This window comes from Mesorhizobium sp. ISC15, from assembly GCF_037162615.1.
Lineage (GTDB): Bacteria > Pseudomonadota > Alphaproteobacteria > Rhizobiales > Rhizobiaceae > Mesorhizobium > Mesorhizobium mediterraneum.
In genome coordinates, this window is record NZ_JAVSPX010000001.1 from 213,050 (window position 1) to 229,354 (window position 16,305).

The 16,305-nt window shown below is 63.1% G+C and carries 17 protein-coding genes; 12 read left to right on the forward strand and 5 right to left on the reverse strand.

Annotation, left to right across the window (positions count from 1 at the left end; genetic code table 11):
• Positions 1-166 precede the first annotated feature (166 nt).
• From rpoN to lptC, 4 genes are all read right to left on the reverse strand, one after another.
• Entirely contained in the window at positions 167-1,693 is a 1,527-nt protein-coding gene (gene rpoN / locus RPG13_RS01085) for an RNA polymerase factor sigma-54 (protein ID WP_128244238.1), read from the reverse strand.
• A gap of 190 nt (positions 1,694-1,883) precedes the next feature.
• The gene (gene lptB / locus RPG13_RS01090; RefSeq protein WP_337124240.1) at positions 1,884-2,702 is read right to left on the reverse strand and encodes an LPS export ABC transporter ATP-binding protein; all 819 of its coding nucleotides are present in this window, start codon (positions 2,700-2,702) and stop codon (positions 1,884-1,886) included.
• The gene (locus RPG13_RS01095; RefSeq protein WP_095488394.1) at positions 2,702-3,310 is read right to left on the reverse strand and encodes an LptA/OstA family protein; all 609 of its coding nucleotides are present in this window, start codon (positions 3,308-3,310) and stop codon (positions 2,702-2,704) included. The genes lptB and RPG13_RS01095 overlap by 1 nt, the downstream gene beginning before the upstream one ends.
• A complete protein-coding gene (lptC, locus tag RPG13_RS01100) occupies positions 3,297-4,010 on the reverse strand; it encodes an LPS export ABC transporter periplasmic protein LptC (protein WP_337124241.1) in 714 nt (237 codons plus the stop codon). The genes RPG13_RS01095 and lptC overlap by 14 nt, the downstream gene beginning before the upstream one ends.
• A gap of 318 nt (positions 4,011-4,328) precedes the next feature.
• On the opposite strand from lptC, the gene sppA reads away from it, so the two are divergent.
• The 11 genes from sppA to RPG13_RS01155 all read left to right on the forward strand — a co-directional run bounded on the left by sppA (position 4,329) and on the right by RPG13_RS01155 (position 14,921).
• A complete protein-coding gene (gene sppA, locus RPG13_RS01105) occupies positions 4,329-5,282 on the forward strand; it encodes a signal peptide peptidase SppA (protein ID WP_095488475.1) in 954 nt (317 codons plus the stop codon).
• Between the two features lie 69 nt (positions 5,283-5,351).
• Complete coding sequence (locus RPG13_RS01110) at positions 5,352-5,636, forward strand: integration host factor subunit beta (RefSeq protein ID WP_023797441.1); 285 nt, start codon at positions 5,352-5,354, stop codon at positions 5,634-5,636.
• A 77-nt stretch (positions 5,637-5,713) separates the two neighbouring features.
• Entirely contained in the window at positions 5,714-6,046 is a 333-nt protein-coding gene (locus RPG13_RS01115; protein ID WP_126104883.1) for a lipopolysaccharide assembly protein LapA domain-containing protein, read from the forward strand.
• Positions 6,047-6,181: 135 nt separating this feature from the next.
• The gene (locus RPG13_RS01120; RefSeq protein ID WP_337124242.1) at positions 6,182-7,162 is read left to right on the forward strand and encodes an ornithine cyclodeaminase family protein; all 981 of its coding nucleotides are present in this window, start codon (positions 6,182-6,184) and stop codon (positions 7,160-7,162) included.
• 280 nt (positions 7,163-7,442) lie between these two features.
• Complete coding sequence (locus tag RPG13_RS01125) at positions 7,443-7,925, forward strand: DUF1772 domain-containing protein (RefSeq protein WP_127292666.1); 483 nt, start codon at positions 7,443-7,445, stop codon at positions 7,923-7,925.
• Between the two features lie 89 nt (positions 7,926-8,014).
• Positions 8,015-9,058 (forward strand): class I SAM-dependent rRNA methyltransferase, encoded by a 1,044-nt coding sequence (locus RPG13_RS01130; protein WP_337124243.1) that lies wholly within the window; start codon positions 8,015-8,017, stop codon positions 9,056-9,058.
• Between the two features lie 2 nt (positions 9,059-9,060).
• The gene (locus tag RPG13_RS01135; protein ID WP_337124244.1) at positions 9,061-9,918 is read left to right on the forward strand and encodes a TrmH family RNA methyltransferase; all 858 of its coding nucleotides are present in this window, start codon (positions 9,061-9,063) and stop codon (positions 9,916-9,918) included.
• Between the two features lie 8 nt (positions 9,919-9,926).
• Entirely contained in the window at positions 9,927-10,427 is a 501-nt protein-coding gene (lspA, locus tag RPG13_RS01140) for a signal peptidase II (protein ID WP_337124245.1), read from the forward strand.
• Between the two features lie 52 nt (positions 10,428-10,479).
• Positions 10,480-11,469: an acrylyl-CoA reductase (NADPH) gene (gene acuI / locus RPG13_RS01145; protein ID WP_337124246.1), complete on the forward strand. Its 990-nt coding sequence runs from the start codon at positions 10,480-10,482 to the stop codon at positions 11,467-11,469.
• A 110-nt stretch (positions 11,470-11,579) separates the two neighbouring features.
• Positions 11,580-13,868 (forward strand): hybrid sensor histidine kinase/response regulator, encoded by a 2,289-nt coding sequence (locus tag RPG13_RS01150; RefSeq protein WP_337124247.1) that lies wholly within the window; start codon positions 11,580-11,582, stop codon positions 13,866-13,868.
• A gap of 177 nt (positions 13,869-14,045) precedes the next feature.
• Positions 14,046-14,921, forward strand: coding sequence for a GNAT family N-acetyltransferase (locus RPG13_RS01155; RefSeq protein WP_292224235.1), 876 nt, complete (start codon positions 14,046-14,048; stop codon positions 14,919-14,921).
• Positions 14,922-15,062: 141 nt separating this feature from the next.
• On the opposite strand, the gene grpE is transcribed toward RPG13_RS01155, so the two are convergent.
• On the reverse strand, positions 15,063-15,698 hold the full coding sequence (gene grpE, locus RPG13_RS01160) for a nucleotide exchange factor GrpE (protein ID WP_095488372.1): 636 nt from the start codon (positions 15,696-15,698) through the stop codon (positions 15,063-15,065).
• A 238-nt stretch (positions 15,699-15,936) separates the two neighbouring features.
• Between grpE and RPG13_RS01165 the strand changes: the two genes are divergently transcribed.
• Positions 15,937-16,173: a hypothetical protein gene (locus RPG13_RS01165; RefSeq protein WP_095488370.1), complete on the forward strand. Its 237-nt coding sequence runs from the start codon at positions 15,937-15,939 to the stop codon at positions 16,171-16,173.
• The last annotated feature ends 132 nt before the right edge of the window (positions 16,174-16,305 follow it).

Below are 16,305 nucleotides of genomic sequence, written 5' to 3' on the forward strand. Positions count from 1 at the left end.
CGAACTTTCCGGTTGATCACAAGCCGCCTTCTTTGACCGTCCCGTGGCCAACGTCGTGACGGACCATCCGCATGCGGGCAGTAGCCCGTCTCATGCGGGCGGGCTTCTAGCCACTTCGTTGCGGCTTGTCAATGAAGCGCAAAAGCTGTGGAAATTCCGTCGGAGATCACCGCCCGGCGCTGGCCAAGGCGCGTTTTTCACGCCGCCTCTGCACCGACGAGGGAATATTCATGCCCTCCCGATACTTGGCGACCGTGCGCCTGGCGATATCGACGCCGCTTTCCCGCAACATATCCACAATCGCGTCGTCGGAAAGCACGTCGACGGTTTTCTCCTCGTCGATCAACTGCTTGATGCGGTCGCGCACCGCCTCCGACGAATGCGCGTCGCCGCCACCCGACGAAGCGATCGAGGCGGTGAAGAAATAGCGCAGTTCGAACACGCCGCGCGGCGTCAGCATGTATTTGTTGGCGGTGACCCGGCTGACGGTCGATTCGTGCATGCCGATGGCATCGGCCACCGTGCGCAGGTTGAGCGGCTTCAGGTGACGCACGCCATGGACGAGGAAAGCGTCTTGCTGGCGCACGATTTCCGAGGCGACCTTGAGGATGGTCTTCGCCCGCTGGTCGAGGCTACGCGTCAGCCAATTGGCATTCTGCAGGCATTCCGCCAGGAAATCCTTTTCCGTCTGGTTCTTCGCATGCGGTGAAACTTGGGCGAAATAGATATGGTCGACCAGCACGCGCGGCAGCGTTTCAGAGTTGAGTTCGATCACCCAGCTCCCGTCATTGGCCGCCCGCACTTCGACATCGGCGACGATCGCGTCGCTGGCGCCGCCCGAAAACGCCATCCCTGGGCGCGGATCGAGCGCACGTATCTCGGCCAGCATGTCGAGCAGATCCTCCTCGTCGACCCCACAAATCCGTTTCAGGGTCTGGAAATCGCGCCGCGCCAGGAGTTCGAGATTGGCAATCAAAGCCTTCATCGCCGGGTCGAGCCGGTCGCGCACGGCGAGCTGCAGCGACAGGCATTCGGCGAGGTCGCGGGCAAAGATGCCGGCCGGCTCGAACGTTTGGCAGACAGCGAGCGCATTCGTCACTGCTGTTTTGTCGGTGCCGAGACGGGCGGCGATCTCGGCCATGTCGGCGCGCATATAGCCGGCCTCGTCGAGACCATCGGCCAGTTCGCTGGCGATCAGTCGTGCTGCCGGGTCAGCGAAGGCAAGCGCGACCTGTTCGCCGACATGCTCGCGCAGCGTGATGGCGGCGGCCGCCATGTCTGCGACGTCGAAGCCGTCGGACGAGGACGCGGAACCATTGCCGGAGGCCGACTTCCATTGGGCCGTCAGGTCGGGACCGAGCCGCTCGCTGGTGCCGGGGTCGTCGGGAAACAGGTTTTCCAGCGAAGTATCGAGCTTTTCCGAGATCGCCTCGGCACTCCACGCCGTTTCCGTCTCGAACCAGTCGCCGCCGGGAGCCGTTTCCGGCGCGACGTCGACCTTCTGCGCCTGGTCGCTTACGGCATCGTCCTGCGGCTCGGCGCGCTCGAGCAGAGGATTGCGCTCGATCTCGTCGTCGATGAAGCGTTCCAGCTCGATGTGGGTGAACTGCAGCAGTCGTATCGACTGCATGAGTTGCGGCGTCATCACCAGCGACTGGGACTGTCGTAGCTGTAGTTTTGCCGCCAACGCCATGGTTCGGTTTCAAACGCCCTGTCTACGCATCCGGACTGCCGGAAGGAGTTGGGCATAGAAACTGGCCCGGCTTTTGCTTGTCAAGGCGATGGCGATCAAAACTCGCCTATCGTCGCGTTATTCGGACGAGAAATCGGAGAAAAAGGCCTGTCTCGCGTCAAAAAACGCGTTTGGACAGAAATATTCACGCTTAGAGTGTAAATCCCTCACCGAGATAAAGCCGCCGCACATCCGGGTTTGCGACAACTTCGTCGGCCCGACCGTGGGTCAACACCTGGCCGGCATGGATAATGTAGGCGCGGTCGATCAGGCCGAGCGTCTCGCGGACATTGTGATCGGTGATGAGCACGCCGATGCCCCGCGCCGTCAGATGGCGCACGAGTTGCTGGATATCGGCGACGGCGATCGGATCGATGCCGGCGAAAGGTTCGTCGAGCAGCATGTATGCGGGTCGGGTCGCCAGTGCGCGCGCGATTTCTAGGCGCCGCCGCTCGCCGCCGGAAAGCGACAGCGACGGGGCCTTGCGCAGATGGCTGATGTGAAACTCCTCGAGCAATTCGTCGAGACTGCGTTCGCGCTCCTTGCGGCTCTTTTCGACCACTTCGAGCACGGCACGGATGTTTTGCTCGACGGTCAGGCCGCGAAAGATCGATGCTTCCTGCGGAAGGTAGCCGATGCCGAGGCGGGCACGGCGGTACATCGGCATCGAGGTGACATCGAAGCCGTCGATTTCGATCGTGCCTTCGTCGACCGGCACCAGGCCGGTGACCATGTAGAAGCAGGTCGTCTTGCCGGCGCCGTTGGGGCCGAGCAACCCGACCGCCTCACCGGCGCGCACGCCGATCGTCACGCCGCTGACGACTTTGCGGCCCTTGTAGCTCTTGGTCAGGCCCTTCGCGATCAAGGTTCCCTTGAACTTTACCGCGTCGACGGTGACCGTGGCCGGCGCCGCAAGTTTGCCGGCGGCGCGTCCTGAGAGACGCGCCATCAGCGATGCTACGTCGGCCATCAGGGCTTCGCCGCTCCCGACTTCGGCGGCGTGATCGACATCATGACGCGGCCCCCGCAGGCGTCGACCTGGGCCAAGCCGCTCTTCATCTGCACGGTGAGCTTGCAGCCGACCAGCACATTGTCGCCTTGCGAAAGCACGACCTTGCTGCCTGAAAGCACCAGCACTTCAGTCTTCATGTCGAAAGTGCCGCGGTCGCCGGTGGCGACCTGGTCATCCGATTTGATATAGACCTTGTTGGCGACCTCCAGGCGGTCGATGTTGGCCGAGCCGGTCATCGCGGCACCGGCGGCCTCCGTCCCCTTGGCGGCAGCGCCGGCATCCTTGACGTAATAGACCGTCATCTTGCCGGCCTTGAGCACGGTCGGACCCTGGACGACGCTTACATTGCCTGTAAACACGGCGACGCTGTCCGCCTGGCGAACCTCGAGCTTGTCGCTTTCGATCTGAATGGGCTTGTCGCCGGACAGTTTGAGGCCCGATAGCTGGCTGGTGGCCTTGGACTGCGCCAGAGCCGGCGTCATCCCCAAGCCCAGCCCCAAAACCAGCGCAAGGGCCGGCAACGCCGAAGCCGCGGCCACGAGCCGTGCCGAACTACTGAACCGCATTGGATGCTCCGCTCATTGCCTCTGCCGCCTTCAAGCTGGCGGGGTCGATGTTGACACGCACTCTGTTCTCGAAAACCACGATCTTGCCGTTGTCCTGGATCGACATCGAATCTGCGGTAATCCGCGACCCGCCACGGCTGACGTCGACCGGATCACTCGTCTTCATAGTGCCTTTGCCCATGTCGAGAAAGACCGATTTGAACTTTGCCTCCAAGCCGTCGGTGGTGGTTATGGTGACATCGCTGGTCAGGCTCATCGTGTTGCCATCGCGATTGTAGGTGCCGCGCGAGGCATTGACGGCCGCCACATTGTCGGCCGAGATCGGCAGCTTGGCGTCGATGCCCTCCAGATCGATGATGCCTTGTTTGCTCACGTCCTGTATGGCGCGCAAGGCGGTCATGGAATAGGGCAGTTTCTGCTTGGTGAACCCGTTGAGCTTGGGGTTGGCCATCACCAGCTTGCCATCGGCGAAGGCGCTGCCGTCGGCCTGGACCTGGATCGAGACAGGCGCCGCGAGATACGAATAGACCGGGAAGGCGACCGCGATCACTGCAGCGACCAGCGGCACCGCCAGCTTCAAGATACGCACGCGGCGCGAATGGCGCTGGGCAATGCCGAATGCGTCGACCCGTGCCGGGCCTACGTTCGGGGGGGGCAACTCCGTCTCGGTGTTGGTCGGTTCGATCGGTCGCGCTAACATAACTGCTTTCTTTTAAACCCCTGCCGCCAAGCACCCTATAGGTGGGATGCCGGCGCCCTCAAGCAAGCACAAGCGGAGGAAAACCGCAAAAGTGTGACGGTTGCTGTGGCACAAACGAAAATGAAACCGCCACAACTTGCACGTCATACCAGATACAGCGGGACAGCGTTAGGGCCTGTGGATTGGTCTTGATGTCACTTGAAACGCCGGCTCGCGAACGTCGACACCCTGTCTTTGGCGCGAGCTCGTCAGGAATCGGTAGCCGGGCGCGGATGGTTGCTTTAAAAGCATCTGCTCCCACCGACTATGAGGCTGACCATGGCACTGAGAGCCGACGACCTGATCGACCGCCGCCGCTTGCGCCGCAAGTTGACATTCTGGCGCGTCGCAGCGCTTGTTGTCGCAGCGGCCGGGCTGATTGCCCTTTCGACCTGGATCTACGGTGACGACTTCACCGGCACGGCGGTCGACCACATCGCCAAGGTCAAGATCGAGGGCACCATCACCGAAGACGAAGACCTGATCAAACGGCTGGATGACATCCGTCAATCATCGAGGGTGAAAGCTGTGATCCTGTCGATCGATTCACCGGGCGGCACCACCGTCGGGGGCGAATCGATTTACGAGGAAGTGCGCAAGCTGGCCGCCGAGAAGCCGGTCGTGGCCGAAGTCGGCACGCTGGCCGCATCGGCGGGCTATATGATCGCCACCGGAGCCGATCATATCGTCGCGCGCAAATCGTCGATCGTCGGCTCGATCGGCGTGCTGATCCAGTATCCGGACGTCAGCGGCCTTATGGACAAGCTCGGCATCAAGCTCGAGGAAGTGAAATCGTCGCCGTTGAAAGCCTCGCCATCGCCCTTCAAGCCGACCAATGACGACGAGCGCACAATGGTCCGCAAGCTCATCCTGGACAGCTACGACTGGTTCGTCGGCATCGTCGCCGAACGCCGCAACATGACCAAGCCGGAGGCGCTGGCGCTGGCCGACGGCTCGATCTTCACCGGCCGGCAGGCTCTTGCCAATAAATTGATCGACGCGGTCGGCGGCGAGACCGAAGCGATCGACTGGCTCGCAACCAAGGGCGTCGATGCCAAGCTCAAGGTGGTGGAGTGGAAGGATACCGAAAGCGGCGGCTTCCTGTTCTCCAAGGCGATGGCGCGAACCATCGGCAGTGCGCTCGGCCTGCCCGACTATGGCGGCGACATCATTCACGAACTTGGTGCCGACCGCTTGTTTCTTGACGGTCTCGTTTCCGTCTGGCACCCTTGAGACGAGTGAAAAAGCAAATAAAATCATCCTCATAATTTTGACCACAGTGTTTTCACGGGGAGCCTTCTCATGATCAAATCCGAACTTGTGCAGATCATCGCCACACGCAACCCGCACCTTTTTCTGCGCGACGTCGAAAACATTGTCGGCGCGATTTTCGACGAGATCACCGACGCGCTTGCCGAAGGCAACCGGGTCGAGCTGCGCGGTTTCGGCGCTTTCTCAGTGAAAAACCGCCCCGCCCGCACCGGCCGCAATCCGCGCACCGGCGAATCCGTCGAGGTCGAGGAGAAATGGGTGCCGTTCTTCAAGACCGGCAAGGAATTGCGTGAAAGGCTGAACAGCGGCAAATAGTCGCCGCGCGGGCTCACGCGCCGGCCTTTTCAGTAGGGCCCGGCCCTCGGTAGAACCCGCCTTCGACAGGAAATTCCATGTTCAATCGCTTCATGCTCATCGTGGTCTTCGTGCCGCTGGCCGTCATCCTGATTGCGCTGGCGGTCGCCAACCGCGATCCGGTTGCCTTCACCCTGGACCCGTTCAACCCCGGCAATCCGGCACTGACGATGACACTGCCGCTTTTCATCTTCCTGTTCCTGGCTCTCGCCATCGGCATGGTCGTCGGCAGCCTGGCGACCTGGGTCAAGCAGGGCCGCTATCGCAAGCTGGCGCGCCAGCGCGGCGTCGAAGCCGAGAACTTGCGCCAGGCGGTCAGCCGCGCACCGGCTGCACCACAGGGCCCGGCCTTGCCGAAGCCGACGAGCTGAGCCAATGAAGCGCCGCGTCTTTTTTGGACGCGCAAAGGGCGCTGTACCATTTTGATTTACGCATGATCCTTCCGAAAAATCGGTTCCGATTTTCGAGATCATGCCGAGGCGCATTTCTCTCTACGGAGTTTCCCCATGCTGACCATCTCGGCGGCCGAGGTCGATCATGCACTGACCTTTCCCGGACTGGTCGAGACGCTGCGCGCGGCCTTTCGCGATGGCGCGGTGCAACCGGTCAGGCATCATCATACAGTCGAACGGCCCGACGGCGCGGCCTCGACCCTGCTCCTGATGCCGGCCTGGACCGACTTCAATGCGGCCGGCACTTCGGCAGACGGCCATATTGGCGTCAAGATCGTCACGGTGTCGCCCGACAACAACACCATAGGCAAACCCGCGGTTATGGGGCTTTACCTCCTGCTCGACGGCGCGACAGGCGAGCCCGAGGCAATGATCGACGGCCAGCGGCTGACGCAGTGGCGCACGGCCTGCGCCTCGGCGCTGGCCGCCTCCTATCTGGCCCGCGAGGACGCTTCACGGCTGCTGGTGGTCGGCGCCGGCGCGCTGTCGCCGTTCCTCGCCAAGGCGCATTCGGCGGTGCGGCCGATCACGACGATCCGCATCTGGAACCGCACGCCGGCCAATGCCGAAAAGGTCGCGGCGAAATTGCGCGCCGAGGGTTTTGCCGCCGCCGCAGCAAGCGATCTCGACGCCGAACTCGGCCTGGCCGACATCATTTCGTCGGCGACGATCACGACCACGCCGCTGATCAAGGGCGCGCTGTTGAAGCCGGGAACCCATGTCGATCTGGTCGGCGGCTTCACGCCTGATATGCGCGAGAGCGACGACGATGCGATTGCGCGTGCCCGCGTCTATGTCGATACCCGGGCCGGCGCCACCAAGGAAGCAGGCGACATCGTCCAGCCGCTGGCCTCGGGCGTGCTGAAGGCGCAAGCCATCGTCGCCGATCTGCATGAACTGGCGCGCGGCCAGAAGAAGGGCCGGCAGAGCCCCGGTGAGATCACGCTGTTCAAATCGGTCGGCGCGGCCCTTGAAGACCTCGCCGCCGGCATTGCCGTGTACAAGGCGCTCAAGAGTAGGGGAGTAGGGGAGTAGGGGAGTAGGGGAGTAGGGAGCCATACCAACCGTACGGCTTCGTGCTAGTCATACTTTCCCTATTCCATTACTCGCTTATTCCCTTATTCCCTTATTCCCCTACTCCCTTATTCCCCTACTCCCTTATTCCCCTACTCCCCTACTCCCCTACTCCCCTACTCCCTTATTCCCCTACTCCCCTACTCCCCTACTCCCCTACTCCCCTACTCCCTTATTCCCCTATTCCCCTACTCCCGTTCGGACGGGAACGTCTCCGGCGTCACGCCGTTGTTCGGACGTTATGGAGATACGCGGATTCCTGTTGTTCTGGTCCATCTTGGCCGCTGTCGTCGCGGCGCTCAGCCTTGGACCATCCTTCGCCCATGTCCTGGAATCGGCTCCTCGGCTGAAGTGGCCGCCTTCTCTCTGGCGCGAGACGACTGTCTTCAACGCCCAGTTCCAGCTGTTTGCCGTGATTGGCGCGCCGCTTGATGTGGCAGCGATCGCCTGCCCGGCACTTCTCGCATGGATGCTGCGCAACGACCGTCCGGCGTTCTGGTTCGCCTTGGCCGCCGCCGTGCTCTTTGCTGTGTCTCTTGCGACGTGGTCCGCTCTCGTCAAACCGGCTAACGATGTTTTAGCCACCTGGGTGCCTGGACCGATCCCGGAAAACTTCGAAGCGATCCGGCTGCGCTGGGAAACCGGCCATATGGTCGTCGCCGGCTTCAAGGCCGTCGGTTTCGTATCGTTGGTTATCGCCCTGCTTTGGATCAAGCGCGGCTGATCGTTTCGGAAATCTCCAGCGACCGCGTTTGTTGCACCGGTGAATGTGCTGTGGCAGAAGCGGGCCAAGTCGCCCCGGAGATGCTCTTTTTGAAACCTTTTCGCGACAAACGCCGCGACAGCCGCTCGCATCAGCCCGCAAAGGGCGGGGCGGAACAGCCGCGCGGAACCGGCACAAAACCGGACGACCGGTCTGTTCCGAAGCCCACGCCGCGCGTCCTTTCGCGCCGCGACGGCGCCCTGCCGGTCGAACACCTGCCGCTGATCCTCGAAGTGGCGCCCAACGCCGATTATGCGCTGCTCGACAGCGGCGCCGGGCAAAAGCTCGAGCAGTACGGGCCCTATCGCATCGTTCGGCCCGAAGGCCAGGCGATCTGGCAAAAAGCGTTGCCGGCCAGAGACTGGGACCGCGCCGACGCCATTTTCACCGGCGACACCGACGAGGAAGGCATCGGCCGCTGGCGTTTCCCGAGGACGCCGCTCGGCGAAACCTGGCCGATGAAGCATGACGGCATCGATTATCTCGGCCGCTTCACCTCGTTTCGCCATGTCGGCGTGTTCCCCGAGCAGGCCTCGCACTGGGACCACATGGCCGGGCTGATCGCGGCGGCGAAGCGACCGGTCAAGGTGCTGAATCTGTTCGGCTATACCGGCCTTGCCTCACTGGTGGCGGCGCGTGCCGGCGCCGAGGTGACCCATGTCGATGCGTCCAAGAAGGCGATCGGCTGGGCCAGGGAGAACCAGGAGATGGCGGGCCTGTCGCAAAAGCCGATCCGCTGGATCGTCGACGATGCCATGAAATTCGCTGAGCGAGAGGAGCGCCGCGGCAGCCGCTACGACATCGTCCTGTTCGATCCGCCCGCCTATGGCCGTGGCCCCAAGGGCGAGGTCTGGCAATTGTTCGAGGATCTGCCTGATCTGACCGACCTCTGCCGCTCGATCCTGACGCCGAAGCCGATTGCTGTTGTGCTGACCGCCTATTCGATCCGCGCTTCCTTCTTCGCCATCCATGCCTTGATGCGCGACACTTTCGCAGGCATGGGCGGCACGGTCGAATCCGGCGAGCTGATCATCCGCGAGAAATCCGCCGGCCGGGCGCTGTCGACCTCGCTGTTCTCGCGCTGGGTGGCCTGACAATGAGCGAGCGGCATGCAGGCGCGCCCGGACAGGTGAAAGAGGTCACGAGCCTCGCCAACCCGCTGGTCAAGGACATCAAGGCGCTGGCGCTGAAGAAATTCCGCGACCAGCAGAACGCCTTCATGGCCGAGGGGCTGAAGCTGGTCATCGACGCGCTCGACCTCGGCTGGTCGATCCGGACGCTGGTCTTCGCCAAGGCCGGGCGCGGCAATGCGGCGGTCGAAAAGGTCGCGGCGCGCACCGTCGCCGCCGGCGGCACCGTGCTCGAAGTTTCGGAAAAAGTGCTCGTCGCCATCACCCGTCGCGACAACCCGCAAATGGTGGTCGGCGTCTTTTCGCAGAAGTTCCTGCCGCTGAAAGACATCCGCGCTCAAGACAGCGATGTCTGGGTGGCGCTCGATCGCGTGCGCGATCCCGGCAATCTCGGCACCGTCATCCGCACCGTCGATGCCGTCGGCGCCAAGGGCATCATCCTGGTCGGCGAGACCACCGATCCTTTTTCCGTCGAAACCGTGCGCGCCACCATGGGCTCGATCTTCGCGGTGCCGGTCGCCAAGGCGACGCCGGAAACCTTCCTCGCGTGGCGAAAAAGCTTTCCTGGCCTCGTTGCCGGCACGCATCTGAAGGGTGCCGTTGACTACCGTTCAGTCGATTTTTCCAAAGGCCCGGTGCTGCTGATGATGGGCAACGAACAGCAGGGCCTGCCCGACGGCCTAGCCGAAAGCTGCGACAGGTTGCTGCGGATTCCACAGGCCGGCCGCGCCGATTCGCTCAATCTCGCGGTGGCCACCGGCATTATGCTGTTCGAGATCCGGCGCGGCGCGCTGAAACTTGCCCCGGAGGACGCCAAACCGTGACATCCCAAATGGTGACATCCCAAACGGCAAAATCATGGCTCCCCTACGTCCTGCTGGTCGCCGCCGCGGTAGCGCTCGACCAGTGGGTGAAATACCTGGTCGAGACCGGTCTCGCCTTTCAGGAAAAGGTCGATCTTGTGCCGTTCCTGGCATTGTATCGCACCTACAACACCGGCATTGCCTTCTCGATGTTTTCGTCCTTCGGCGACACCGGCCTGGTGGTCATCGCCACTTTCGTCGTCGCTTTCGTGCTCTATCTCGCGGCCCGCACTCCGCCCGGCCACGTGCTGACCCGCATCGGCTTTGCGCTGATCGTCGGCGGCGCGCTCGGCAATCTGTTCGACCGCGCTACCTATGGTCACGTGATCGACTACATCCTGTTCCACACCCCGGTATGGTCCTTCGCCATCTTCAACCTCGCCGACGCCTTCATCGCAGTCGGCGCGGTGCTGGTCGTCTTCGACGAACTCATCGGTTGGCGGCGCGAGGCCAAGCCCTCAAGCGATTGACCTGGCCTTCTGCCGCCATACAGTGCCCATTCGAAAAGCCCGAGGAGAAGACATGCCCGAAACCTTCAAAGCCATCCTCGTTTCGCGCGACGCCGAGAAGAAACAGTCGGTCGCGGTGACCGACCTCACCGAAGCCGACCTGATGGAAGGGGATGTCACCGTCGCCGTCGAGGCGACGACGGTGAACTACAAGGACGGCCTCGCCATATCAGGCAAGGCGCCGGTGATCCGCCGCTGGCCGCTGGTGCCGGGCATTGATTTCGCCGGCACCGTCATCTCGTCTTCCCATGCCGACTGGCGCAAGGGGGACAAGGTCATATTGAACGGCTGGGGCGTCGGCGAAACGCATTTTGGCGCCTATGCCGAGCGCGCCCGTGTCAAGGGCGACTGGCTGGTGCCGCTGCCTCAGGGCATGAGCCCGCATGATGCCATGGCGATCGGCACCGCCGGCTACACCGCCATGCTTTGCGTCATCGCTCTGGAACGGCACGGCATCGTGCCCGATCGCGGCCCGGTGGTGGTGACGGGCGCGGTCGGCGGCGTCGGTTCGGTCGCGGTCTCGATCCTGTCCAGCCTCGGCTATCACGTTATCGCCTCGACCGGCCGCAGCGCTGAAAGCCCCTATCTGATCGACCTGGGTGCTGCGGAAGTGATTTCGCGCGAAGAGCTTGCCCAGCCGGCAAAGCCGCTCGCCAAGGAACGCTGGGCCGGCGGCGTCGATGCGGTCGGCAGTCATACGCTGGCCAACGTCCTTTCGATGACCTCCTATGGCGGCGCCGTCGCCGCCTGCGGCCTGGCCGGCGGCATGGATCTGCCGGCGAGCGTCGCCCCGTTCATCCTGCGCGGCGTTTGTCTGCTCGGCATCGATTCGGTGATGGCGCCAAAAGCGGTCCGCATGGAGGCGTGGCGCCGCATCGGCACTGACCTCGACCTCCAGAAACTCGCCAGCCTGTCCACGACCATTGGCTTCGACGGCATCATCGACGCCGCGCACGACATTGTCGACGGCAAGATCCGTGGCCGCGTGGTGGTGGACATGTGAGTTCCGTCGTCTGCCGTTTTTGCAAGAAAGGAGGGCAAAAACCGCGCGACCGATAAAATTCGAACGAACGGCCGCAATTTTCCATAATCTCTGTCTGGCAAGGATTTCGCATGGTCACGGAATCCGGCATCAGAGAAACGGAGAGCGCCGAAAGCGTCGATGGGATCGGCCCGGAGGCGCCAAGGCGGCAGCATATTGCAGCGCCGCCACTAGCGCCCGAACTGCCCGCTGCCAATCGTGAAGGCCTGCCGTTCCTGACGCTCGTCGCCATCGTCGTGCTGGCAGGCCTGTCGCATCTGACCGGAGCGCCGATCTTCATCACCGTCGGGCTTTTGGCGACTGGCATGGCCGGTCTTGCCGTGCATTTGCGTGCCAGGCGCACGGATCGTCGCGCCGTTGCCCTCCTTGGCGAGACCGCAGCTCGCAGCCGCGCCGAGGTCGAGACCCTGGCCGACCGCATGTGGGAGATGCAGGAGAGCGAGGAACGCTTTCGCGGGCTGATCGACGCGCTTGGCGATCTCGTCGTCCACCGCGACCGTGACGGCCACATCGTCTATGCCAACAAGGTTTTCGCCGATCTTGTCGGAAGCGACCAGCGCGACCTTGCCGGCAGGACTCTGGCCGAGCTCGGCATCGACGTCGGCATCGTTCCCGATGCCGCCTTTTCCGACCACGACTGCCTGAGTTCCACCGACGTCGCCATTAACATGCCGAGCGGCCCGCGCTGGTTCTCATGGATCGAACTGTCCGTGCGCGACAAGGAGAGCGGCGCCGTCTCGCATCGCGCCATCGCCCGCGACATTACCGCCCGCAAGCACGCAGAATCGTCGCTGATCACCGCCCGTGAGCGAGCCGAATATGCGAGCCAGGCCAAATCGCGCTTCCTCGCCACCGTCAGCCACGAGATCCGCACGCCGATGAACGGCATCATGGGCATGGCCAGGCTGCTGGCGGACACCAATCTCTCGCCTGAACAACGGACCTATGTCGGCGCCGTATCGACCTCGGCCAGCGCGCTGCTGGCGCTGATCGAGGATCTGCTCGACTATTCCAAGATCGAGGCTGGCCGCTTCGATCCCGAACCGCAGCCAATGTCCGTGCGCGAGATCGCCGACAACATCATCGAGCTCCTAGCGGCGCGCGCCTTCGCCAAGAATATCGGCGTTGGCTGCCATGTCGAGCCCGACGTGCCGCAAATGATATCAGCCGATCCGGGAAGAGTCAGGCAGGTGCTGCTCAACCTGATCGGCAATGCCATCAAGTTCACCGACAGCGGCGGCGTGCTGGTGACCGTCGCCCGTGCCCGCACCGAAACCACCGATCGCATGCGCTTCAGCGTCACCGACACCGGTCCCGGCCTCGGCGAGGACGACCTGGAGCGCATTTTCGAGGAATTCGAACAGGTCGATGGCTCGTCAACCCGCGCGCATGGTGGCGCCGGTCTCGGTCTTGCCATCTCCAAGCGCCTGGTGACCGCCATGGGCGGCACGATTTCGGTGTCGAGCCGGCTCGGCCAAGGTTCCGAATTCGTTTTCGAAATCCCCGTAATATCGGCCATCGAAGCACCGCAGATGCGCCAGAATGCGCTGTCTGGCCGGCGCGCCGTGATCCTGTCGAAGAACGCCATCGAGGCCGACGCCATCGCTCGCACCATCCGCGCCAATGGCGGCATGGTCGATCTGGCCGCGACCGCCGCCCAGGCAGAACCCTTCGCCGAAGGCTGCGACGTGCTTCTGGTCGACGCGGCCATGGAGGACAGCGACGGCAGGTTGCTCAAGCGCCTTCGCCAGAGCGGCTTTGCCGATTGCGAGGCGATCACGCTGATCGCACCGACCGATCGCGGCATCTTGGGCGAGTTCCGCGCCAGCGGCTACTCCACCTTCCTGGCAAGGCCGGTGCGTGGCGAGACGTTGCTGCGCGTGCTTTTGACCAGCAGCGTACCCGCCCTCACCCAGCCACAGGCGGAAAAGCGCGGCGCGCCATCCGTCCGCGCCATCGCCGGCCGCCGGCAGGGCCTGTCCGTGCTGATCGCCGAGGACAACGACATCAACGCCATGCTTGCCCGGGCCACGCTGCTGAAGGCCGGGCACCGCGTGAAAGTGGTCGGCAACGGCAAGGCCGCCGTCGAGGCCGTCACTGGCACCGGCCACAAGCACCGCTTCGACGTGGTGCTGATGGACCTGCACATGCCTGTCATGGACGGGCTGGACGCCATCGCCGCAATCCGCCGCCACGAGGAGGAAACCGCCGTGCCGCCGGTTCCGATCATGGTGCTGTCGGCGGATAGTCAGGAAAAGACCCGCCACGCCGTGCTTGCCCATGGCGCCAGCGGCTTCGTCACCAAGCCGCTCGACCCCGACGCGCTTGTCCATGCGGTCGAAGGCCAGGTGGCGGCATGATCCGCCGAGCTGTCCTACCAAGTTTCCCGGCGTAACATAGCCGGTTGAAGGATTACCCAGCCGACGAAGTATTGCCGGCAACGCCGTATCACGGTACTGTCACAATCCTGTTGCACCTACACCGTATCCCCGTGCCAAGAGGGATGGCTCGAAGGAGAATCACTCGTGCATACAGTTATGCCGGAATGTGACGCTCGGCCGAACGCCAGCGGTGCTTTGCTCACCGGGCGGAACGTCGATGCCGTCATAAAAGGCGAAGCGCTCGGCCGCATAGGCAACCTCGAAGTGCGGCTCGCCCGCAACGAGGCCGAGGTCGCTGCCGCGCAGGAAGTGCGCTACCGGGTTTTCTACGACGAGCTTGGCGCCAGGAAGAACCTGTTCCAGGCGCAGGACTGCCGCGATGCTGATCATTTCGATCCGCTTTGTGATCATTTGCTCGTCTTCGACACCTCGCTGTCGGGTCCCGAGCACCGCCGCATTGTCGGCACGTACCGCCTGCTGCGGCAGGAAATCGCGGCAGCGGCCGGCGGCTTCTATTCCGAGGGCGAATTCGAGCTGACCAATCTTATCGCCCGTCACCCCGGCCAGCGTTTCCTCGAGCTCGGTCGCTCCTGCGTCTTGCCGGAATACCGCTCGAAGCGCACCATCGAGGCGCTCTGGCAAGGCATTTGGGCCTATATCAACCATTACGGCATCGGCGTGATGACCGGTTGCGCCTCATTCCAAGGCACCGTGCCGGCGGCGCACGCCGAAGCGCTGACCTATCTCGCCCATCATTGCCGGACGAACTCGGCCTGGGACGTGCGCGCGGTCGCCGGCCGCTACTGTTCCATGGATTTAATGCCGATCGAGGCGGTCAACGCCAAGGCCGCGATCGCGGCTATGCCACCGCTGGTCAAGGGCTATCTGCGCGTCGGAGCGCGCATCGGCGACGGCTGCGTCATCGACCGCGAATTCTCGACGGTCGACGTGTTCGTGGTGATGCCGGTCAAGGAGATCGGCGCCCGCTACGTCAGCTATTATGGCGGGGAAGCCCAACGCTTCGCGGCCTGAGTAGGGCAGTAGGAGAATAAGGCAGTAGGGGAGTAGGGGGAGAGAAGGCAACGGCCGGAGTAGGCAATTGCTCTACTTTGCCGTGCGTAGCGTTATTCCCTACTCCCGTACTGCCCTATTCCCCTACTCCCCTAGTCTAATTTAAGCATCCTTCTCAGCCTGCTCATTCACCGGCCCTGGCTCGACCGGCGCTTCACCAGCCACATGCTTGGGGCCGCCCTTGGCAACGCCGACCATGGCCGGCCGCAGCACCCGCTCACCGATCGAATAGCCTGGCTGCACGACTTGGACCACCGTGTTGGCCGGCACCTCTGGATTGGGCACCTCGAACATCGCCTGGTGGAAATTCGGGTCGAATTTCTCGCCTTCCGGCTCGAGCTTCTTCACGCCGTGCCGCTCCAGCGCCGACAGCATGGCGCGCTCGGTGAGCTCGACGCCCTCGATCAGCGCCTTGAAGCCGGCATCGCCCGACGCCTTGGTCTCAGCTGGGATCGCGTCCAGCGCGCGGCGCAGATTGTCCGATACCGACAGCATGTCACGGGCGAAATTGGCAACGGCATAGGCACGCGCGTCGTGCACGTCGCGGGCGGTACGGCGGCGCAGATTCTCCATCTCGGCCGCGACGCGGAGCGCGCGGTCCTTCAACTCGTCGTTTTCCTTCAACAGCCGCACAAGCGCTTCGTAGTCGCCGTCGACGCTGCCTTCCGTGTGTTCGGTGGCAGCCCCGACCGTCTCGGCTTCATCGGGCGCGCGTTCGTCTTTTGCCTGGTCGCTCATCGCCGTTTCCCGTCATTTCGAATGATGTGGATTTTGTGCCCGATATCGAGGTTTGGCGGCCAAAAATCAAGGGGCAAGCGATACTGGAGAGGCCGCTCGCGCTTTGACGACGCATCATGAAGACCTTTCGATATTAATTCAAATTTTACTGTAACCGCTAGCTTTGCTTGCCAAGATGCTGCGATGGGGGAACCATTCGTCTGCTGGAAGAGTTTCGAAGCCGACACAGGATTTTGAGATGACGACCCGCAACAACGGCGACCGCAACAAGAATGGCGACCGCAATAATGATGAAAGACGTGAAAGGCTCGCGGCCGGCATCAGGCGCCAGTTCGGCACCGAGGCAACGATGGGCTTTCTGCGTGCGTTGCCGGCGTTTCGGATGGAGAACGATATTCCCGATCGTTTCAAGGAATTGCTCGACCGCCTGGACGGTATCGAGAGCAGCGTAGCCGCCGGTGGCCGCCGGCGGTAGACGAGCACATTCGCCTGTCGTCGCGTGCCGTCGGAACCAAGCATGCCCTTCCACATGCAGCCTCTTGCGCGTCGCGCGACAATTACGCGCAGTAACTTGGCGTGATCCCTGCCTTGCGGCGACGGTATGGTC